The following is a 20,597-nucleotide window of genomic DNA, read 5'->3' as shown; positions in this document are numbered from 1 at the left end:
GCTGAGACTGCGGGGTCTTCTCGGGTTGTGGGGGAGTCTCGGGTTTCGGGGGAGCGTGAACCGTTCCGATCCACCCCCATCGCCATGCCGCCCGCGGATGCCCCGAGCCCGAATCCTGTTGTCGCGGCAATGCCGACTCCACCCGTCGAGGTGACGCCACCGACCGACGAGATGCCGACGATGCCCGAAGCATCGGGTCCACCGGTTGTGCCACCGGTTTCGTCCGACATGGCCATGGCCCCTGGTCCGCCGACTCGGCCCACGGGCGAGCCGCAGCCGCCTGGGCAACAGGGTCAGCACCCTGTCCAGCCGCAGAACGGGGTGGTGTTGCCCCAGAATGCTGTTGTGCCCCAGCAATATTGGCAGCCGAACAACGAGTGGGCAGCCCAGAATCAGTGGCAGGCCCAGAACGGCTGGCCGACGCATGGGCATGGGCAGGGATATGGGCAGGGTCAGGGGTATGGGCAGTGGGCTCCGCAACCCGGTTCGTGGCCGCAACCGATGGTGCCCGGCCTTGTTCCTGCAGTGGTTCCTGCCGTGGCTGCTGTCGTTCAGCCGGATCATCGATCACCGTCGCAGCCGATGTCGGCGGCCGACCTCGGCGATTCATTGCTCATCAGGTCGGCAAGTGTCGCTCCGGTCGCGGGGTGGCGTCGTGCGCTGTATCTGATGTCCGGTGGTCGGATCGATGTGGGGAACAGTCCGGCGCAACAGCGACGCCTCGAATTGACCGCGCAGGTCGATCGACCATTGGTGGGGTGCTACCGCGTCGCGGTGCTCTCGTTGAAGGGTGGGGTCGGAAAGACGACGACAACGGCGACGTTGGGCTCGACGTTCGCGGACATCCGCGGTGACCGCGTGATTGCGATCGACGCGAACCCCGACCGCGGAACGCTGGGGCAGAAAGTACCGTCGGAAACGACGGCGACGGTCCGAAATCTGTTGCGAGACATGGATTCCTTGGAGCGCTACAGCGACGTTCGGGCCTACACCTCACAGAACGTCCATCGGCTGGAGGTGCTGGCCTCCGATTCGGACCCGGCGGCGTCCGAGGCATTCAGCGGTGACGACTACGACCGAACGGTGACACTGCTCGAGAAGTTCTACAGCATCGTCATCACCGACTGCGGCACCGGATTGATGCATTCGGCGATGGAAAGCATTCTCGAGGGCGCGGACACTCTGGTCGTCGTCAGCTCAGGGTCTGTGGACGGGGCGCGGAGCGCGTCGGCGACATTGGATTGGCTCGATGCCCATGGCTATCGAAACCTGGTGGCCACGTCGGTGGCTGTGGTCAACGCGGTAAGACCGAGGGCGGGAAAAGTCGACTTGCAGAAGGTGGTCGAACATTTCGAGCAGCGGTGCGCTCAGGTTCGGACGATTCCGTTCGACCCGCATCTGGAGGAGGGGGCTGAGATCGAACTGGGCAGGCTTCGTGGACGCACGCGAAAGGCACTCCTCGAAGTAGCTGCGGCGGTGGCAGCAGGCTTTCCGGCCTCGCCCACTACTTCTCGCCGCAGCTGATCGGAAACTTTATTCGCCGACTTCAGTGCCGGCGTCGGTCCCGTCCTTGCCTCCGCGACGAGCGTCCCGGTTGATTTTCCAGAGAAATTCCGGATCGTCATCGGGCCCGACAGTCCGCGGGGGTTCAGGTTGCGTGCTGGGTCCGAATGCCTTCCACAGCAGCACAATCACTGCCACCAAACCGATCAACGCCAATAGATAGATCACGACGCACCTCCTACTACGAGGGTAGCCGTCATGCAACGACCTCCGCACCCGTCGAGCGTCGAAGATTCCTGAGAATGTTCGATGAGTTCGTACGGGTGCGGAGGTCGTTGCCGAAACTGCGCCGAATGGCCTGTCTCAGTGCTGTACGCCGGCTTCGGTCGTCAGAGAAGTCAGCAGCTGCATGACCTCGGTTTCGCGGAAGCGACGGTGTCCGCCGGGAGTGCGGAGCGATCCAAGACGTCCGGCGTGCGCCCAGCGAGTCACGGTCTTGGGGTCGACGTGAAAAAGCGCTGCTACCTGACCCGGTGTGAGAAGTGAGTCCTGAGCTTTGTGGAACGTGGGTGCGCTCATCTGTCGTGTCCTCCTACGGTGCGGTTCTGTGCATTTGCGTCGAACCGGAGATATCGGTCTGCGGTGTTGTGAGCCCCATGGTTGCACTCGGACCCCTAGGTACTCGACTGATACAAGGTTGGTAAAGGGGAGGTAATGGACAAATCGGTCACGTCAGGGGTGGGTGGGAAGCCCCGCACGGCCCGGTAACCTTGAGCTCGTGAGTGATGCGACGAATGCCGACCGAAGCGACCCGACCAGCGGAAACCCCACGCCCGGCCGTTCTGCGAAGAAGTCCCTTGCCGTCAATCTCGCCGTGTACACGTTCGCGCGTCTGGCGCTCGTCATCGTCATCGCCGCGATCATCATCGGTGTCGGTTTACTCTTCGGCATCGAGGTTCCGATCCTCGTCGCCGCGATCTTCGGCGTCCTCATCTCGCTGCCGTTGTCCCTGCTTCTGTTCAAGCAGATGCGCATCCGCGTCAACGAGTCCATCGCTGCGGTCGACGAACACCGACGCACCGCTCGCGCGGACCTGCAGTCCAAGCTGCGCGGTGAAGACGGCCGCAAGTGACCACATCGGTGGACCGCTCCGGATCGCGTGAGTGGGTCGACAACGCAGTCCGGTTGATCGAAGCCGATTCTCAGCGCAGTGCCGACACACACCTGCTGAGCTATCCACTGCCTGCCGCATGGGGAATCTCGCTGTACCTCAAGGACGAATCCACTCACATCACCGGCAGCCTCAAACACCGGCTGGCGCGATCGCTGTTTCTGTACGCGATCTGCAACGGCTGGGTCACCGCGCGAACCACGGTCGTCGAGGCGTCGTCAGGCTCCACGGCGGTCAGTGAGGCATATTTCGCCGGCCTGCTGGGATTGAAATTCGTCGCAGTCATGCCCAGAAGTACAAGTCCCGCCAAGATCGCCCTCATCGAATCGCACGGTGGGCGCTGCCACTTCGTCGACCACCCGGGTGAGATGTACACCGAGGCGCACCGGCTCGCAGCCGAGCCCGACTGCCACTACATGGACCAGTTCACCCACGCCGAACGGGCCACCGATTGGCGAGGAAACAACAACATCGCCGAGTCCATCTACGATCAGCTCCGGCTCGAGAAATGTCCCATCCCCGATTGGGTGGTCGTAGGCGCGGGAACAGGCGGAACGAGCGCCACCATCGGTCGCTACATCCGATACCGCAGACACGCAACGCGTTTGGCCGTCGTGGACCCAGAGAATTCGGCCTTCATCGGAGGCTACGAAACCGGTGACGCGAGTTTCGAGACCGGTAAGTCCTCACGTATCGAAGGCATCGGGCGACCGCGGGTGGAACCGTCCTTCGTCGGCCAGGTGATCGATCGAATGATCGCGGTGCCCGACGCTGCGTCGGTGGCGGCCGCGAGATTCACTTCGGCTGCGATCGGTAAACGAGTGGGAGGATCCACCGGCACCAACATCTGGGGTGCCTTCGGATTGATCTCCGAGATGATTGCCGCGGGACGCACCGGCAGTGTGGTGACGTTGTTGTGCGACGGCGGAGACCGTTACTCGCAAACCTATTTCGACGACACCTGGGTCGCGGGCCAGGGGATGGATCTCGACGAACCGACCGCCGCGCTCGAGCAGTTCATCCGTACCGGGGTGTTCTGAGCAGATCTACCAGGTCACGACCATCGACGTCACCGCAGTGACAGCGGCGACCGTCCCGACGGCCGGCCACGCACCGATCTTCTTCGCGAGCGGATGCGACGCACCGAACGCCACGAGGTACGTCCCGAGCAGTGCGCCGGCACGAGCCGAGCCCGAGGATTTCTGCCATTGCGTGGTGCAGGCGACGCCGACTGCAGCGAGCACTGCTCCGCCGAGTTGGCGATTGTGCGACCGGCGAGCAACAGCGAAGCCGCCGAGCAAGCCGCCTGCGGCGAGAGCGGACGTGGCGAACGAACGTCGAGCATCATGGTCGGACATGATCGTCACCCTAGCCGAGCCTGCACGCGCAAACTCCGGGCCAGGTGATCTCTCTGCTCGATCACCAAGCGCCGCAACGCAGCCGGTGCCCACTCGTGCTCGGCGAGCCACACGTCTGCACTGTCGGTCGACGATCGCTGAGGAAAGAGGCGAACAACTATCCTCCGTGCGATCTCGATGCTGCGTGAGGTCCACAACGAGGAGATGGACTCGAAATACCGGTCCTCGTACGGTTGAGTGAGGTCCGGTCGGTGACCCGCCCCGAACCCGGTGATGAAGGCGTCGAGAACATCGTTGGACACGTCGTCGCGCTCGGTGATGGAAGTCCACGCGCTCGCTTTGACTGTGGCGTCAGGGATCGCCGTCGCCGCCGCGGTGTGGGCAGTGCGCCCCGAAAGTGTGTCGTCCGAACCGAGTTCGGCATCCAGCTCTGCGATAGTTGCGTGTCCGGTGGCGGCGAGTGCCAGCCAGAATGCCCAGCGCTGATCGGGGTCCAGCCTCAGCCCGGCAATGGTCGCGGTGCCATCGAGCAGGGAGCGTAGATCGTCGGCCAGGAAGTCGTCGAGTTGCGCAGCCGATGCGACCGCCCGCGCCCACACCAACTGCGCGTCGCTTCCGGGTTCGCTCGACTGCAGCTGCCGCCACGACGCTTCCAGCCAATGCCGGGTGGGCTCGTCCCGTCGGTTTTCGGGGAGGTAGTGCGCGAGTGTGTACGCCACGTTGGCGGTGACTGCGGAGAGCAACCCGATCTTGGGTTCGGTCGGTGCGAATCTGGTTGCGATGTGCAGGTATTCGATCGCAGAGAGCTCCGCGTCCCGGGTGGAGTTCCACAGTGCCGACCACACCAGCCCTCGTGCAAGGGGATCGACGATGCGATCGAGGGAGGTCCGCACTGTGGCGGTGGAGCGCTCGTCGAATCGGATCTTGGCGTAGGTCAGATCGTCGTCGTTGAGCAGAACCAGTGCAGAATCGGGGAAGTCGACGGGCGTTCGCGAGTCGGTGATGTCGAGTTCGTAGCGGTGGGTCCTCGTGAGATTTCCGGCCTCGTCCGGATCGTAGAGCCCGACCGCGATGCGGTGCGGACGCGGATCCGACTGCTCGACGGCGTCGCCGGTATAAGTCAGTGTGGACACGCCGGTGGTCTGCAGCCACGCGCCCGCCCAGGTCTCGAGGTCTCGCCCGCTGGCGGTGGACATCTCGCTCAAGAGATCCGTCAGGGTCGTATTACCGAAGGCATGCGTACGAAAGTAGTTGCGGGACGCTGCGAAAAAGGCGTCGGCACCGACGAACGCCCCCAACTGCTTGAGCACGCTCGCGCCCTTCGCGTAGGTGATGCCGTCGAAGTTGAGCTTGGCTGCCTCGATGTCGGTGATGTCGGCGACGATCGGGTGAGTGGTGGGAAGCTGGTCCTGCAAATAGGCCCACGCCTTTCGGCGGTTCGCGAAACTGACCCAGGCATCGGTGAACCGGGTGGCTTCGGCCGACGCGTACGCACCCATGTAGTCGGCGAACGACTCCTTGAGCCACAGATCGTCCCACCATTGCATCGTGACGAGGTCGCCGAACCACATGTGCGCCATCTCGTGCAGAATCGTGTTCGCCCGAGCCTCGTACTGGGCTTCGGTTGCCGCCGAACGGAATACGTACGATTCGGTGAACGTGACGAGCCCGGGGTTCTCCATCGCACCGAGGTTGTATTCGGGGACGAAAATCTGGTCGTACTTACCGAACGGGTACGCATAGTCGAACTTGTCGTGGAAGAAGTCCAGGCCACGCTCGGTGATGTCGAAGATGTCCTCGGCGTCGAAATACTCGGCGAGGGATGCGCGGCAGTACGCGCCGAGCGGGACAGTCAGATCGCCTCGAGTCCAGGACGATTCGACGCCGTGGTACGGCCCGGCCGCAACCACGGTGATGTACGTCGATATGGGCAGCGTCGGGGCGAACGTGGTGACTGTGCCGTCGGTGACTCCCGCGCGGTTGGACAGGACCGTCCATGCCGGGGGTGCTGTGACCCTCAGCGTGAACGAGGCCTTCAGATCGGGTTGCTCGAAATTCGCGAACACCCGTCGCGCATCGGCAGGTTCGTACTGGGTGTACAGGTAGACGTTGTCGTCGACGGGGTCGACGAAGCGGTGGAGTCCTTCACCCGACCTGCTGTACCGCCCGCGTGCCCGTATCCGAACGACGTTGTGGTCGGCGAGTCCGACCAGTTGAATGCGGGCTCCGTCGTAATCGACCTGCGCAGCGGTGCCGTTGACGGTGACCTCGTCCACGGCGGCACCGATGAAATCGACCCATGTCGCCGCCGTCGTCGCGTCGAACTCGATGGTCGTCACCGACTCGAAGGTGTCGACGTCCGTGTCCTCGGCGCGCAAGAGGTTCAGATCGACGAGATACTTCACCCCGTCTATGTGGCGCGATCGCCTGCGAGTTTCGGTTCGGGTCAGATTCGCGGTGCTCACCGAACCAACCCTAGGTGATTGTTTTTCACAGGGCGGGTGGGGTGAAGTAGTGACGTCCGAGTGGATCGACGATATGCAGCACTCCATCCGGAAGCAGTTCGGTGCGCCAAAGTTTGCGCGTTTTGAGGTTGTGGTGGAGCCGACAGCGCGGACCGATGTTCGTGAGGATGGTCCAGCCGCCCTTCTCGGGGCGGTGTCGGTCGAATTCGACGATGTGGTCGAGGTCGCATCGTTCCGAGGGCACGTTGCAGCCAGGATGCAGGCAGTACGGGTTCTCGGCTCGAACCTTCGCCGCGAGAGCTCGACTGGGCGTATAGCTCAGCGCGCCTGGCGGCGGGAGTTTCATGCCCCCATGGCCGTCGGGGTACAAGGCGTGGATCCCGATGGGGTCGTCCCCGACGGTGGCACGCCACCGTTCGATCAGCGTTCCCCCACCCGGCCGCGATCGGGTAGCTCTGGTATTCACAGAGCCGGGCGTGGGAAGCCTGGGTGGCGGTGCGTCCGGTGGGATCGTGTTCGGTGATTGGCTCGTCGGCGGCTCGTCCCCCGGTGCAGCGGAAGTGGAACTGCCGCTGCGTGTTCCGTCGGTTGCGGCGCAGTCGGTGTCCGATGGTTCGTTGTCCGCTGTGTCCGGATCATCGTGCTCGGGGGCCCTGTCGCCGTCGCGCGGCGTCAGGCATGTCGCGCACTCGCACAGCAGTGTCTCCCCGCGCATCAAGGCGGTCTGAGCGTCGGCCCGTCGTTGGTCGTCCGACCGCGGATCCTCCGGGTGCAGGCGTATGACCTCGGCGTCGATCCGCGCAAGTTGTTCGTCGGCTTCGCCGTCGGTCATCAGTGTGGTCAGGCTCGACAGTCCTCGTGCCCGGCGACGAAGGCGGATTCGCTTCTCGGTGCGTGCGGCACGCTTGCGTACCGCACGGTCCCAGTCGGCGTCGGCCTCGATGAGCAGTCGATCGATTTCGCGGCCCAGAGCTCCCGGTGCCATCTCCCGGGCGGCCTTGAGAATCTCGGTCTCCAGGGCAACGGCCGTCTCCGGACGGGCATGAAGTAGATGATCGTGGATCGTTCTGACTCGCTCCAGATCGAGGGCACCGTCGATGAAGCCCTGACGCACGAGAGGGCGCAGTTGACGCCACATCTGCACCTTGTTGTTGATGGCGGCAAACGTGGACGACAGAGCCGCCGCCAGTTCACAGACTGCCGAGTTGAACAGATCTCTCTCGGTGACCCCGGTGTCCGACGGTGACGCGCCGGCCGTTCGGCTGCGGACATACTCGTCCAGCAGAGCAAGTTCCGAAGCGACGGCAGCGTTGATCGTCCGTCGCGCTCCCAGAACGTCGGCGAGCGGAGAATGGTCCCCCGTCACCCACACCGCTTTCCGTAGCCCCATGTCACCCCCCAGCGACTGAAGATCGAACACGTATTCGATCCACTGCGGCAAGTGTAGAACAGGGCACCGACACATTCTTCGGCGCTGGCAGGAGGCGTCAGACCGCGCTGACGGCTCGGGTCACATCGAGTTCGAGTAGGTAGTGATTGACGGCGATTGCAGCCTTCGATCCTGCTGCTGCCGAATTGATGAGCTGGGCGGGGGAATCCGAGACGTTCCCCGCAGCCCACAGGCCGTCGACGCTGGTGAGCCCGGTCGGGTCGGTGGCCACCCAGCCGTTGTCGAGGCGAGTGCATCCGATCGATCGCAGGAGCGCGTCGTTCGGAACGAACGTCGGCCCGACGAACACGACTGTTCGAGGAACGACGGTCCCGTTCGTCAGCTCGATGCCTATGACGCGACCGTCCTGCACAACGATTCGAGCAACCGGTACGTCGACGATTCCGACGGACCGCGCGTCGAGTCGAAGGCGTTCGTTTTCACTCAGTTCGATGCCGTTGGTGAAGAAGACGACGTCGTCCGACCATTGGCGAATCAGCGACGCCTGGTGGATCGTGAACGGTCGGTTGGATCCGCCGACCACGGCTATCGGCTGATCCCGAACTTCGTAGCCGTGGCAGTACGGACAATGCAGCACTCCCGAGCCCCACTGTTCGTGAACGCCGGGGATATCGGGCAGTTCGTCTCGAAGCCCGGTGGCCACCAAGACCGACCGCGAGTGCCGGGACTCGCCGCCCTCGAGGCGGACCTCGAATCCCTCGTCGAGTCCAATTACTTTGCCGCCGCGCAGAATTTCTCCGCCGTATCGGAGGACTTCCTCGCATCCAGCCCGATGCAACTCCTCGGGTGTGGAACCATCGCGCGAGAGGAAGTTGTGAACATGGTCGGCAGGCGCGTTGCGTGGTTCTTCGGCATCGACAACGATCACCTTTCGGCGGGCGCGAGCCAGAAGTGTCGCGGCACTGAGTCCGGCTGGGCCGCCACCGATTACCACGGTGTCGTACGTCAAGATGCCTCCTCGGTGGTGCGATATGTTGTGAACGTATCAGAACTGTCAACTAGTTAACAATATTGGTGGTGCCGATGACCGATGCCTCGCTTCGTGAGCTGACCTGTGCACGGTGGGCCGAGTTCAACCCGGAGCTGGACACCTCGCCGATGCAGGTGGTGGCCGAGATCAAGCGCATCGTCGCGCTGCTCGACGTGGCCGTCGAACCGATATACGCCGCGGCCGATGTATCCGTCGCCGAGGTGGAATTGATGGTGCCCCTGCGTTACGCGATCGAACCGGTGACGGCAGCGCGGTTGGCGGAGCTGCTCGGCATGACCCGCGCAGGTGTGAGCAAGACGCTCGGAAAGCTCGAACGCCGCGGCTTTCTGCAGCGCGTGCCCAGCGCCGAAGACCGACGGTCTGCGTCGATCACCCTGACCGATCAGGGGAGGCGCATCGTGGATGATGTATTTCCCCGAGAGCTCGAAGCGCACGGACGATTGTTCGATGCGTTGGGTGCACGTCGAAACCGTGTTCTCGAGGCCCTGACCACGCTCGCCGAGTCGATGGAGTCCGGTCTGCCGTCTCGGTGACGTTCCCGTCGGCCTGTGTCACGGCTACGCTCGCCAACACGTGCGGGGCGATTCGTAAGGCGGACACGATGAACACATTTCAGAAGTCGGCGGCAGGGTTCAACAAGGTCTTCATGGTCGTGATGAAGGCACCGGTGCTCGACAGGGTGCTCGGACGCTCGATGGGCATTTTGACCTACACCGGCCGGAAGTCCGGCAAGAGGATCACATTGCCGCTTGCGATCAGCCGGAAGGGCGAGCACCTGAAGGTCAGGGTGGCGATGCCGGACAAGAAGAACTGGTGGCGAAATTTCGTGGACGGCGGCGGTCGTGTCGATGTCGACCTCGGCGGCGTCCGGTACTCCGGCCTCGCGACGGCGACCCGTGACGACCGTGGGCGGGTCTCTGTCGATATCGCTGTGGACCACTGACTTGTGTGTCAATAAAGGTTGACAACCCCCTTTCTGTCAACCTACATTGACATTCATGACAGAAGCCACTGCATTGGCCGCCGCGGCCGCCAGTTCCGATCCGGGGGAGGGGTTGCGTGCCGTAGCTGCACTTCGCCGTCTACTCGAACGTCTGGAAGCCGTCCAGGTTCGCAATGCGCGGAATCAGGGATGGGCGTGGCAGGCGATAGCGGATTCGCTGGGTGTCAGCAGGCAGGCTGTTCACAAGAAGCACGGCGGAAAGGGAAGGTAGACAAGCATGTTCGAGCGATTCACCACTCAGGCCAGGGCGGTCGTCATCAGTGCCCGGCTGCACGCCCGGGCGTTGCACTCGGAGCGGATCGAACCCATTCATCTCTTCCTCGGTGCGCTCGACAAGGCCGACGAACCGCTCGGGTCTGTGCTGGCCGAGGCGGGTTTCACCCTCGACAACGCGCTCGAGGACGTGCTGTCGAGGGACGCCCGGGCCCTACGGTCCATCGGCATCGACCTTCACGACGTGATCGACACCGTCGAGACTGCGGTGGGGTTCGGCGATGTCGTCCATTCGAACGATTCTCACCTGCCGTTCGCGCCGTCGGCCAAGGAAGCGCTGAAGCTGGCCTTGAAGGAGGCCGTCCGATTGCGGGACAGGGAGATCGGTGTCGAGCACATGCTTCTCGGTGTGATCGCAGGTGCCGATCCATCGTTCACCGAGCTCGTGACTGTTCGCGGAGGCCTGGACGATCTGCGCGACGCCGTCCTGCTGGTTCGCACGTCATAGCTCCGAGCGGGCCCAAACTCTACGATGGGCGCCATGAACTTTCTGATTCGGCTCGTGATCAATGCCGTCGCCATCTGGGTTGCGAAGGAATTCGTGGACGGCATCACCGTGACCAGCTCGGGCCGCGGTGACGGGTGGGACATCGTGGTCCTGCTCGGTATTGCGGCCGTGTTGACGATCGTCAACGCGTTCATCAGGCCGATGGTGAAGCTGTTGTCACTGCCGCTGCTGATTCTCACCCTCGGGCTGTTCACTCTCGTCATCAACGCGTTGATGCTGATGTTGACGGGGTGGCTGTCGTCGCAGACCGGTTACGGCCTCGAGATCGTCGGTTTCGCGGCCGCGTTCTGGGGCGCGATCATCATCTCGATCGTGAACTTTCTGCTGGGCGCATTCGTGCCCGAGAAGCGTTAGGCGAACGCCAGCGCCACACCGGTAGCGGCACCCCAGACGAGCATTGCCAATCCCGAATCACGCAGCGCCGGTATCAATTCGAAGCCGTGAGCGCCGCCTCGAACCGGCGAATTGGCGCGCGCAGCGAGAGGTAGCGCGAGCAGGGCAACCAGTGCCCACGGGGTTCGGGCGATCAGCGCGACCGTCATGGCGAACGGGACGACCAGCAGTGCCAGGTGTAGATAGCGTGTGCGGGTATCGCCCAATCGCACTGCGAGCGTTCGCTTTCCGGATTCGGTATCGGTGGGGATGTCCCGAAGATTGTTCGCGACGAGTACGGCACTGGAGAAGGACCCGACGGCCACCGCGGCGAGCACGCCCGCCCAGTCGATCTGCTCGGCCTGCACGTATTGGGTGCCGAGCACGGCGACGAGTCCGAAGAACACGAATACGGCAATCTCGCCGAATCCGCTGTAGCCGTAGGGCTTCGAGCCGCCTGTGTAGTACCAGGCACCGGCTATGCAGATCAGGCCGACGATCACCAACCACCAAGCGCTCGTGGCGGCCAGGACAAGACCTGCGACGGCACCGACCGCGAAGCAGCCGATGGCTGCCCGTTTGACGGCTCCTGCCGAGGCGGCCCTGGAGCCGACGAGTCGGAGTGGGCCGACTCGGTCGTCGTCCGTGCCGCGGATTCCGTCGGAGTAGTCGTTGGCGAAGTTGACGCCCACGATCAGCGCCAACGAGACGATCAGTGCCAGTAGAGCCTTCCACCACACGCCTGCGTCCAGGGACACGGCTGCACCGGTGCCGACGAGGACGGGGGCGATAGCGTTGGGGAGCGTTCGGGGTCGCGCCCCTTCGATCCATTGTGCTGTGGTGGCCATGAGCGACGATCTTTCCGTATCTGCCGGGAGGGTGCGGACGCGGCCGGTCAGAACGGCAGGCGCGGCAGTACCGGCAGCGGGATGACAGGCATCTGGACTCCGGGGATCTGCGGGAGCGGCACCGTCGGACCGGGCGGCGGTGGCGGCGGGTTGTAGTGCGGTTGATACTGCACGTACGGCGCGCTGTCGGCGGCTGGAGGTGGTGCAGCGGACGTCGGCGGCGGGGCCGGGATGTCCGGGGTCGGTGACGGTGTGGCGGTGGTGGTCCGTGCAGCCGAGGGTGTCGTGGTCTGCCGGATGCCCTCGTCCACGCTGGCAGGGGTGCTCAGCGGTTGATCTTCGCTCTCGGAACTCAGGCCCGAGAACAGTCCGACGGCGGCGATGACGCCCACGATCGGTAGCGCGATCAATCCGAGCCGCGCCAGCGCCGGTCGGTGCGAGACGACCGGTGCAATGCGGTCGACGTCGACGCGCGCAGCGTGCACGGCCGCGCCACCTGCAACGACGAGTTCTGGTTGCTCGGGGACGATGATCGGCAGCTGCAGAAACCGTTCGAGTGTCGTGCGGACCAGAGGGACATTGCTCGTACCGCCGATGGCGATGACGGCGTCGGGATAGAACTCGGCTTCGAGCCCCAGTTGGCGGACCGTGGTGGCAGCCTGTTCGGTGGCCCGGGCGATCGACAGCTCGAAGATGTGGCGCTCGAGAAGAATGTGTTCGCCGTCGGGCGTGCTGGTGGTCTCGTGCGTGGACAGTGCCTCCTTGATGCCACGGCAGAATGCCGTCAGAGCAGTGTCCTCGTCGTGTGTGTGCGGCTCCCGCACGATACCGAGGCCGAGTATGTGTTCCCGAACCACCGCGTCGAACGAGGCTCCGCTGATTGCTGTCGTACGAGTCGAGCCGTAGGAGCGGCCGGATTCGACGTCGACGATGTCTATGTCGACACCGGTCTCGCCTGCGTCGAACAGGGCGATGGTGCGGTGCTGGCTGGCCAGGCCGGGACGCAGGTACTCGAGGGCAGCGTCGGTCTCGTCGATCAGATGTACGTCCGAGACGTATTCCTCGGCCAGAGCCTTCGTGATGCGATCACGCTCGTCGGCGGTCCGGTATGCAATGCCCAGTGATTGCGGCGCGTCCGGGCGGTCGACGATTCCGCGAACGACCCGCGCGACGTCCTCGGGGGAGGGGGAGAGCTGCCAGTCGTCGAAGGGAGCGGCGTCTGTCCACGTGCCGTCTTCGGTCGTCCGAGACGTGCGGATTCCGCACGTTCCCAGGGACACACCTACCGACGAACGCATCTCCAACCGGCCTCTCCTGTACGGCGACGTGGACACTGTACCGTCTCGAGGTTTGATTAGAGGTCCAAAACAATCCGAACGTCAGGTCGAGGGTGTTCGACGGGCGGCCTCCGACCCCAATACGACGGACCTCACGACCGGCGACCCGGTGGTGTCAGAGCGGCAGCGATGTCTCTGTCAGTCCGACCCCGCCGGTGCCCCGCAGCTTGCGGAACCATTCGAGACCGAACGCAGTGGTCAGTTGCTCGATCGGCATTGCGAGAAACGGCCCGAAATCGCCGACCTGCGTTTCGTGCGCTTCCATCGCGGCCCGCTTGGCCGCGATGACGCTCGACACGTCCACGACAGTGGTGATTTCGGTTTCCGGCAGTCCGAACGACTCCATGTCCGGTGGTGACGCCTCTTCGCTCCAGTGGGGATTGGCTTCCATCAACCTGCGCATGTGGTCACGGTTGGTGGTCGTCTCGTACACGTACGGCGTCTCGGCGATCTCGGCGGCGCGCTTGCCGACAACGTGCACCTGAATGTGGTCGGGGTGGCCGTATCCACCGTTCGGGTCGTAGATGGTGACGACGTCGGCCTGCTCCTCGCGCAACACGTCGGCCAATCGCCCAGCCGCGGTGTCGACGTCGACGTTGCAGAACGCCTCCGGGTTGCCGTTCTCCGGCGTGCCGGCCATTCCGGAATCGGCATAGTGCAGGCGAACGACGCGCGCGACCCCCAGGACGGCAGCCGAACGGTCCAATTCGATGTGTCGGCGCGCGGCCAACGTCTCTCCGTCGGCGAGGATGCCGTCGGGATATTCGCCGACGGCACCGTCGGTGGCCGTCACGAGTACGACGCGGTGGCCGGCGTCGGCCGCGAGCCGCATGACGCCGCCCGTGCCGAACACTTCGTCGTCGGGATGCGCGTGGAAGCAGACCAGAACACTCATGGCGTGAATGCTTGCACGTCGAAGTGGGTGCGGCCCAGTCGGCGGGCCAATACGATCTATGGGTGACCACACGGCGGTCGGCCTCGATACGTTCGTATTGGCGGGATTCGCGAGCGGATCGGTACTGTCGCGCACTACATCCGGTGGGGATCTTCTTCGCTCTGGTGTTCTTCGCGCTGTCGATGACTCCGTCTCTGCTACCTCGTCTGTGGTACCTGCAGGCGGTGGCCACGGGGATCAGCGTCGCGATCGGGTACGGCGTGGGGTGCCTCGTTGCCTGGGTGGTTCGGCTCTGCGGAGTGTCACCGGACTGGTCGGAGCAGTGGCGTCGACGTGGTTGGTGGGCCTTGGCCGCGGCTGCGGTGGTGGTGATTCCGCTGTTCCTGATCTTGGGATCGTGGTGGCAGCAGATCGTCCGCAGGCTGGTCGGTGTGGAGGACCCCGGCCGGCCGCTCTACGTCGCGGTGCTGGTGCTCTCGCTGGTGGTAGCGGTGGGGGTGCTTGCTCTCGGCCGCCTGCTGCGCAGAGCGACTCGGGCTCTGACGCGATGGGGCAAGCAGTACGTGCCGAGGCCGGTGGCGCGGATCGCCAGCGTGATCGTTGTTGCCCTGCTGGTGGTGTTCACCGTCAACGGTGCACTGATTCGGGGAATCGTGGCCGTCGCGGAAAAGTCGGCCTCTACCGCCGATCGCGGCAACCACGATGGGGTGGAAAAGCCTGATGCAGCAGAACTGTCGGGGTCCGATGCGTCGAACGAGGACTGGGAGTCGCTGGGGCAGGAGGGGCGACGCTTCGTGGTCTCCGGGGCATCGCCCGACGAGATCGGCGAGTTCACCGGAAGGCCTGCAGTGCAACCGATCCGCGTGTACGCCGGTGTCGAGTCGGCCGAAACGGTCGAGGGTGTGGCAGAGCGGGTGGTGGCCGAACTCGAACGTACCGGCTCATTCTCACGGGCCGTGCTCGGTGTCGCGACCACCACCGGACGTGGCTGGGTCAACGAATCCGTCGCCGGCCCTCTCGAGTATCTGTACGACGGAAATTCGGCCATTGCGTCGATGCAGTACTCGTTCCTGCCGAGCCCGATGGCATTTCTCGCCGATCGGCAGACCCCGCAGGATGCCGGACGAGCCCTGTTCGAGGCGATCTACGCGGTGTGGAGCGAACTCCCGGAAGATTCACGACCCAAACTGGTGTTGTTCGGCGAGAGCCTCGGTGCCTACGGCGGGCAGGATGCATTCAGCGGTGCGCAGGACATGATCGCTCGTATCGACGGCGCTCTGTGGGTCGGCAACCCCAATTTCACGCCTCAGTGGGCGCGTATCACGAGCGGACGTGACGCCGGTTCCCGCGAGATCCTGCCTGTCATCGACGGCGGAGAGCACGTGCGATTCGCGAGTTCGTCCGGAGATCTCGACATCGGTGGTCCGTGGGAAGAGCCGCGAATCGTGTACTGGCAGCACGCATCCGACCCGATCGTGTGGTGGTCACCCGATCTGATCCTCGGTAGGCCCGACTGGCTGCGGGAACCCCGCGGCACCGACGTCGATCCGGGAGTGCAGTGGTTCCCGTTCGTGACGTTCTGGCAGTTGACCTTCGACCAGGTGTTCTCCACCGACGTCGACGACGGGCACGGCCACAGCTACGGAGCCGACGCAGTGCGCATGTGGGCCGACATCCTCGAACCGGCGGGATGGTCCGACGCCGACGTCGAGCGGTTGTACCGGAAAATGGCGGGTTGACATCGGTGCCGGAGAACGACGAGGTCGGCCAGGTGTTGGAGCTGGAGCGGCAGTTGCAGCGGGCCGAGACCCGTGGTGACAGAAGCAGACTCGCGGCGCTGCTTGCGGACGATTTCGTCGAGATCGGAGCGTCTGGGGTGGTGTGGACCAAGCAGTCGATACTCGAGCTGTTGGGCGGAGAAAGTGCGGACGACGGCATCATCGAGGTCCACGATCTCTCCGGACGGATACTGGACGTGGGTGTCGTTCTGGTGCAGTGGACGTCACGACGGTCGGGACGTCGAGCCCGTCGATCGTCGATCTGGCGACGCACCTCCGATGGATGGGAACTGGTGCATCACCAAGGCACACCTGTGGTCGACGGTCCGCCGGATCGGACGGGGTAGCCGAACCCGGGGACACAGAGTGGATTTCTGCGTCCCCGGTTGCAGGGTCAGGCAGTCACGACGACGAATTCGTTGGGCGTGACATCGAGTTGCTTGCTCTCGGTGACGTTTCCGGAGGTGAGGTCGACGGCGTGGATGCTGTTGCCGGCCGGTTCGGTGACGTAGGCGGTGTCACCCGCGATGGAGATGCCGGGGTGGGCGTCCTGGTATTTCGCGGGACCTTCCCAGGCGTCGATGACGGGGTACGAGGCGGTGAATGTCTTTGTCGTCGGGTCGAATACGTGGACTGCGCCGTCCGATCCGATGATGTAGGCCAGGTCGCCGGGGCCTCGGGCGACTCCGCGCCAGGTGTATTCGGCACCGTCGGGGAGCTTCACGACGTCGAGGGTCTTGGCCGCGGGGTCGATGACGGTGACCGCGTGCAGGAGTGAGCCCTCTGCGTCCGGGTCGTCCTTGTAGTCTCCGACGATGAGGGGGCTGGTCTCGCTCACGTACGCGTTGCCCGTCCGTCCGTAGGGCTGGTCCGGAGCGTCGAGCTTGGTTATCTGGCCCTTGTCGTAGATCAGAGCGCCGTTCTCGCAACCGAAGACGACGATCTCGCCTTCCGCTGTTCCCTCTCCGTGGACGCCGGGGCACTGATCGTTTTTGGCGACGACCGCGCCCGATGCGTCACGAACCTCGATGCCGGTGCGGCCGTTCGAGTTCCCGACCGTGGTGAGAAACGTGCCGTCTTCGAGGACGATCGAGACGCCGTGGTGCGCGTCGACACCGGGGATGCTCTCGGTTTCCGGGAGCCCGTCTGCGGATTCGAGCGCTGCGGTGTCGAAGATCGTGGTGTCGCTGGTGCCGTCGGCGTACAGGATGGTCTTGCCGCCGTGTCGTACGACGTGACCGGGCTTCTCGGCTTCGAAGACGGTGTCGGTCAGTTGCGGTTGCTCGGTCGTCCCGGCCGCGGTGTCGAGCACACGGAAGCCCTCGCTCGTGGTGACCATGACGTTGCGGTCGTCGCCGGCGAGGTTGAGGCGCGTGTACTCCTCGGAGTCGAAATCAGCGACGGTCTCGAACGTGTCGGCGTCGAGCACCCGAAGGCCGCCTTCGTAGGACACTGCGACCCGTGGCCCGGCCGCAATCGATGTGGATTCGGCCGCGGGGGTGGTGCCGGAGGAGCAGGCCGCCAGGGTCGCTACCGCACCGAGGGCGAGCGCGGTGACGCTCGCCCTTCGAAAATTGTTGATACGCATGATTGTTCCTTTTCTGTGTGGCGAATCGGTCAGCTGGTGAGTCCATCGGAGATGCGCTCGGTGTTGACGCGCATCATGGTGAGGTAGTCGGGGGCACCGCCGTCGGGTGCGGTGAGGGATTCGGTGAACAGTTCGATCACAGCGACACGAATGTCGGCCTCACTCGCCAAGGCCTGGATGAGACGATCCGGAGAAGACGATTCCGCGAATATCGCAGGAACACCGGTCTTTTCGATGGCTCCGACGAGTTCGGCCAGATCGGAAGCAGACGGTGCCGCCAGGGTGGTGCCGCCGGGAATGGCTGCCCCGATCACCGTGAAATCGAAACGGTCTGCGAGATAACCGAATACATGGTGATTGGTGACGAGTGCGCGGCGCTGATCCGGGATCGCAGCGAAGGTGGCGCTCATGTCGTCGTCGAGCCCCTTCAACTGCAGCCGGTAACCTGCTGTGCGGTCGCTGATTTCGGCAGAATCGACACCGTCCAGCCCGGCGAGCGCCGGCTCGAGGGCATCGACGACGGCTGTCATGCGCGCGGGATCGGTCCAGAAGTGCGAATCGGGACTGCCTGCGGCGTCCCCTTCCGTGTACTCGAGGACGTCGATGGCGTCGCCCGCGACGAAGGTGGGCACGTTCTCCGCCGTTGCCTCGTCGAGATGTTGCTGTAGACCTTCCTCGAGGCCGAGACCATTGGAGACGATCAGGTCTGCCGTGCGTAGGCGGGCACCTTCCTGCGCCGAGATCTCGAAGGAATGCGGGTCGGCGTTCGGCTTCATCAGCGTCACCACGTCTGCCTCGTCGCCGACGAGTTGCTGCACGACGTCGCCGAGGATGTTCGTGGACACGATCACCACCGGGCGGTCGTCACCGTCGGCGGAGCAGCCGCTCAGGCACAGTCCGATTGCTGCGGCCATCGCCACTGCCGATGAGAAGCGGCTGACGCGTCCGCTCGTCATCGTCCGGTCTCCGCGGTGAAGGCCGGTTCGGTGGCGGTGTCGAAGGTCCGCGCTATGCGGGCACCGTCGGCGTAGTCGATTTCGTACAGCCGTCGTTCGGTCGGGGCGCTGAGATAGGCGCGCTGATCGTCGGCGACGAGAGTCGGGGACGCGCCGGCCTCGAGTGATTCGGCCACCAGCGGTTCGGTTTCGGCCAGAATTGCACCGTTGTTGCCGTCGAGTACCAGGACTCGGCCATCCTCGGTGAGGGCCAGCACGTGCTCGTCCGCATCGTCCACGGCGGTGACGTGTACCAGGGGTGCCGGTGCCGGGAGTAGGGACCACGACCGTGCGCGGGTATCCAGCATCCACATGCCCTCTGCAACGGTAGAACCTGCGACCGTGGGGCGGCCCTCGCGGTTGTCGAACGACGTCGCTGCCGCGGCGGTGGCGCCGGCCGGGTAGGGTATTTTCTCGACCGCCAACTCGTCACCGGTGGCCGAGGCGAGCAGTGCGCCGTCGGCGCACCCGATCACGGCACCGACCCTGGTGGTGATCGTGCCGCGGGCCTGCGGGCACGGTTCGACCGGCCCGGTGCGTTCGCCGTCGGCGGTGTATCCGACGACCGAGGTCGACGGTCCGGATCCTTCGGTCACGAGCGCGAAAGTGCCGACGGGAACGACCATTCCGGCACCGGGCGTGGTGACCTTTCGGAATCGTTCCACGACTGTGCCTTTCGACAGGGCCTCGGTGTCGAGCAGTACAGCCTCGCCGGAGTCGGGAAAGAACAGTCCAGTACTTCCCGAGGTCGAAAGGTTGGATGTGGCAACGGTTGCCGTGCCTGAGCCGCCGACCGTGCCGAGTAGTCGAGGCTCGCTGCGGTAGTAGTGAAAATGGTCGACGTGGTCCCAGGTCCAGACCCCGCTGTCGACGATCTCGACGCCCGCGTCGGTCTGCACGAACAGGTAGCGGCCGTCGGTGTGCAGAGCCTGCGGGGCTCCGATGGTCCCGAGATCGGTGACGGTGTCGTCGAGCAGATCGAGATGGGACACCCGCCCCGTCGGGTCCACGGACGTGAGCCCGAGCCGCGGTTCGGCGAGTTCGGCGGCACCGGCTATTGCCCCGTGGCCTTCGCCTGCGGGTTCGTCTGTGCGTGGCAGGTTCGTCTCCGAGGAACAGGCCGTCGATGCGAGAACGAGGGCACCGACGGCGATTGTGGTGGTCAGGATGCGGGGGCGCACGTGTTCCTTTCGGGTGAAGTGGGGCGAGGACGGACGGCGGTGACGGCACTGCGTATCGCGTACGACAGGCCGGACACCGCGATCGCGGTCGCCGCCACGGAGGCACCGGCGGCGGTGGCCGCGTGCCAGGAGATCAGTAGGCCGCCGAACACGGACAGCACGCCGAGGACGGCCGCCACCAGCATTCGAGTGGGAATGCGGGTGGTCCACTGCCCGGCGGCGACGGCAGGGGCGAGCAACAGTCCGACGACCAGCAGCGAGCCGACGGCTTGGTACGACGCGACGACTGCCAGCGTCACGAGTGCGACGAGAACTGCCTGGGCCGAGCGCGGCCCGAGTCCGAGCACGGAGGCAATTCGGGGGTCCAGCGCAACGGCGACCAGCGGTCGGTGAAACAGCGCCGCGACGGCGACTCCGAGTGCGGCCGCTCCGGCCAGGAGATAGAGGTCCGTGTGCGAGATGGCAAGAATGTCGCCGAACAGTATGGATGTGGCGTCGGTGGCGAAGCTCCCCGAGTGGGAGATGACGATGACGCCGAGCGCCAACATGGACACGAACAACATCCCGATGCTCGTGTCGTAGGACAGTGTTCCGCGGCGTTGCAGCGCGGTGATCCCGAGGCTCATGGCGACCGCGCTCAGTGCGCCGCCGATCATCACCGGAACTCCGAGAACGGTCGCGAGAGCGACACCGGGCAGCATTCCGTGTGCGAGCGCCTCACCCAGAAACGCCATGCCGCGGATCACCACCCACGTTCCGACCACCCCGCACAGCACGGCGACCAGGGCTCCGCCGAACAGGGCGCGTTGTACGAAACCGAGGTCGAACGGCTCGAACAGCGCGTTGATTGTCTGAAATGGCACATTCGGGAGCTTAATGAG

The 20,597-nt window shown here is 64.6% G+C and carries 23 protein-coding genes; 10 read left to right on the top strand and 13 right to left on the bottom strand.

Features of this window, described 5'->3' with window-relative positions; all coding sequences use genetic code 11:
• Positions 1–129 precede the first annotated feature (129 nt).
• Positions 130–1,524 carry a MinD/ParA family ATP-binding protein gene (locus tag CH266_RS08135; protein ID WP_255175869.1) on the top strand — a complete coding sequence of 465 codons (1,395 nt, stop codon included), beginning with the start codon at positions 130–132 and terminating at the stop codon, positions 1,522–1,524.
• A 9-nt stretch (positions 1,525–1,533) separates the two neighbouring features.
• On the opposite strand, the gene CH266_RS25830 is transcribed toward CH266_RS08135, so the two are convergent.
• On the bottom strand, positions 1,534–1,731 hold the full coding sequence (locus tag CH266_RS25830) for a membrane protein (RefSeq protein ID WP_027498326.1): 198 nt from the start codon (positions 1,729–1,731) through the stop codon (positions 1,534–1,536).
• A gap of 135 nt (positions 1,732–1,866) precedes the next feature.
• Positions 1,867–2,082, bottom strand: coding sequence for a BldC family transcriptional regulator (locus CH266_RS08125; protein WP_027498325.1), 216 nt, complete (start codon positions 2,080–2,082; stop codon positions 1,867–1,869).
• Positions 2,083–2,281: 199 nt separating this feature from the next.
• Here CH266_RS08125 and CH266_RS08120 point away from each other — a divergent pair, with 199 nt between their 5' ends.
• Entirely contained in the window at positions 2,282–2,635 is a 354-nt protein-coding gene (locus CH266_RS08120; protein WP_027498324.1) for a DUF4229 domain-containing protein, read from the top strand.
• Positions 2,632–3,714 carry a PLP-dependent cysteine synthase family protein gene (locus CH266_RS08115; protein WP_027498323.1) on the top strand — a complete coding sequence of 361 codons (1,083 nt, stop codon included), beginning with the start codon at positions 2,632–2,634 and terminating at the stop codon, positions 3,712–3,714. The genes CH266_RS08120 and CH266_RS08115 overlap by 4 nt, the downstream gene beginning before the upstream one ends.
• Before the next feature lie 6 nt (positions 3,715–3,720).
• On the opposite strand, the gene CH266_RS08110 is transcribed toward CH266_RS08115, so the two are convergent.
• The 4 genes from CH266_RS08110 to CH266_RS08095 all read right to left on the bottom strand — a co-directional run bounded on the left by CH266_RS08110 (position 3,721) and on the right by CH266_RS08095 (position 8,896).
• Positions 3,721–4,032: a hypothetical protein gene (locus tag CH266_RS08110; protein ID WP_032369908.1), complete on the bottom strand. Its 312-nt coding sequence runs from the start codon at positions 4,030–4,032 to the stop codon at positions 3,721–3,723.
• Between the two features lie 5 nt (positions 4,033–4,037).
• On the bottom strand, positions 4,038–6,497 hold the full coding sequence (gene pepN, locus CH266_RS08105; RefSeq protein ID WP_094715071.1) for an aminopeptidase N: 2,460 nt from the start codon (positions 6,495–6,497) through the stop codon (positions 4,038–4,040).
• Between the two features lie 25 nt (positions 6,498–6,522).
• On the bottom strand, positions 6,523–7,917 hold the full coding sequence (locus tag CH266_RS08100; RefSeq protein ID WP_141214511.1) for an HNH endonuclease signature motif containing protein: 1,395 nt from the start codon (positions 7,915–7,917) through the stop codon (positions 6,523–6,525).
• 67 nt (positions 7,918–7,984) lie between these two features.
• The gene (locus tag CH266_RS08095) at positions 7,985–8,896 is read right to left on the bottom strand and encodes an NAD(P)/FAD-dependent oxidoreductase (protein WP_094715069.1); all 912 of its coding nucleotides are present in this window, start codon (positions 8,894–8,896) and stop codon (positions 7,985–7,987) included.
• A gap of 74 nt (positions 8,897–8,970) precedes the next feature.
• On the opposite strand from CH266_RS08095, the gene CH266_RS08090 reads away from it, so the two are divergent.
• From CH266_RS08090 to CH266_RS08070, 5 genes are all read left to right on the top strand, one after another.
• Positions 8,971–9,471, top strand: a complete 501-nt coding sequence (locus CH266_RS08090; protein ID WP_052054599.1) for a MarR family winged helix-turn-helix transcriptional regulator — start codon at positions 8,971–8,973, stop codon at positions 9,469–9,471.
• 68 nt (positions 9,472–9,539) lie between these two features.
• On the top strand, positions 9,540–9,881 hold the full coding sequence (locus tag CH266_RS08085; RefSeq protein ID WP_027498319.1) for a nitroreductase/quinone reductase family protein: 342 nt from the start codon (positions 9,540–9,542) through the stop codon (positions 9,879–9,881).
• Between the two features lie 55 nt (positions 9,882–9,936).
• The gene (locus CH266_RS08080; protein WP_032365231.1) at positions 9,937–10,152 is read left to right on the top strand and encodes a hypothetical protein; all 216 of its coding nucleotides are present in this window, start codon (positions 9,937–9,939) and stop codon (positions 10,150–10,152) included.
• Positions 10,153–10,158: 6 nt separating this feature from the next.
• The gene (locus CH266_RS08075; RefSeq protein WP_094715068.1) at positions 10,159–10,662 is read left to right on the top strand and encodes a Clp protease N-terminal domain-containing protein; all 504 of its coding nucleotides are present in this window, start codon (positions 10,159–10,161) and stop codon (positions 10,660–10,662) included.
• A 33-nt stretch (positions 10,663–10,695) separates the two neighbouring features.
• Positions 10,696–11,076, top strand: coding sequence for a phage holin family protein (locus CH266_RS08070; RefSeq protein WP_032365232.1), 381 nt, complete (start codon positions 10,696–10,698; stop codon positions 11,074–11,076).
• Here CH266_RS08070 and CH266_RS08065 read toward each other — a convergent pair.
• The 3 genes from CH266_RS08065 to CH266_RS08055 all read right to left on the bottom strand — a co-directional run bounded on the left by CH266_RS08065 (position 11,073) and on the right by CH266_RS08055 (position 14,174).
• Positions 11,073–11,942, bottom strand: coding sequence for a 1,4-dihydroxy-2-naphthoate polyprenyltransferase (locus CH266_RS08065; RefSeq protein WP_032390598.1), 870 nt, complete (start codon positions 11,940–11,942; stop codon positions 11,073–11,075). The genes CH266_RS08070 and CH266_RS08065 overlap by 4 nt on opposite strands.
• A gap of 47 nt (positions 11,943–11,989) precedes the next feature.
• Positions 11,990–13,240, bottom strand: a complete 1,251-nt coding sequence (locus CH266_RS08060) for an Hsp70 family protein (RefSeq protein WP_141214510.1) — start codon at positions 13,238–13,240, stop codon at positions 11,990–11,992.
• A 154-nt stretch (positions 13,241–13,394) separates the two neighbouring features.
• On the bottom strand, positions 13,395–14,174 hold the full coding sequence (locus CH266_RS08055; protein ID WP_027498315.1) for a PIG-L family deacetylase: 780 nt from the start codon (positions 14,172–14,174) through the stop codon (positions 13,395–13,397).
• A 62-nt stretch (positions 14,175–14,236) separates the two neighbouring features.
• Between CH266_RS08055 and CH266_RS08050 the strand changes: the two genes are divergently transcribed.
• Together CH266_RS08050 and CH266_RS08045 are read left to right on the top strand one after the other, a co-directional pair.
• Positions 14,237–15,913: an alpha/beta hydrolase gene (locus CH266_RS08050; protein WP_255175868.1), complete on the top strand. Its 1,677-nt coding sequence runs from the start codon at positions 14,237–14,239 to the stop codon at positions 15,911–15,913.
• A gap of 5 nt (positions 15,914–15,918) precedes the next feature.
• Positions 15,919–16,299, top strand: coding sequence for a nuclear transport factor 2 family protein (locus CH266_RS08045; RefSeq protein ID WP_255175877.1), 381 nt, complete (start codon positions 15,919–15,921; stop codon positions 16,297–16,299).
• Between the two features lie 47 nt (positions 16,300–16,346).
• On the opposite strand, the gene aztD is transcribed toward CH266_RS08045, so the two are convergent.
• Genes aztD through aztB form a run of 4 tightly spaced genes read right to left on the bottom strand, consistent with a single transcriptional unit; the run spans position 16,347 to position 20,579 of the window.
• On the bottom strand, positions 16,347–17,540 hold the full coding sequence (aztD, locus tag CH266_RS08040) for a zinc metallochaperone AztD (RefSeq protein WP_176457037.1): 1,194 nt from the start codon (positions 17,538–17,540) through the stop codon (positions 16,347–16,349).
• A 29-nt stretch (positions 17,541–17,569) separates the two neighbouring features.
• Positions 17,570–18,496, bottom strand: coding sequence for a zinc ABC transporter substrate-binding protein AztC (aztC, locus tag CH266_RS08035; RefSeq protein ID WP_094715065.1), 927 nt, complete (start codon positions 18,494–18,496; stop codon positions 17,570–17,572).
• The gene (locus CH266_RS08030) at positions 18,493–19,716 is read right to left on the bottom strand and encodes an ABC transporter (protein WP_094715064.1); all 1,224 of its coding nucleotides are present in this window, start codon (positions 19,714–19,716) and stop codon (positions 18,493–18,495) included. Before CH266_RS08030 ends, aztC begins: the two co-directional genes overlap by 4 nt.
• Complete coding sequence (gene aztB, locus CH266_RS08025) at positions 19,698–20,579, bottom strand: zinc ABC transporter permease AztB (RefSeq protein ID WP_217900995.1); 882 nt, start codon at positions 20,577–20,579, stop codon at positions 19,698–19,700. The genes CH266_RS08030 and aztB overlap by 19 nt, the downstream gene beginning before the upstream one ends.
• Positions 20,580–20,597 lie beyond the last annotated feature (18 nt).

The organism is Rhodococcus sp. 06-1474-1B (genome assembly GCF_002258885.1).
GTDB classification, from domain to species: Bacteria; Actinomycetota; Actinomycetes; order Mycobacteriales; family Mycobacteriaceae; genus Rhodococcoides; species Rhodococcoides fascians.
Note: the sequence above shows the minus strand (reverse complement) of the source record. Positions and strands in the feature narration are given on the sequence as shown.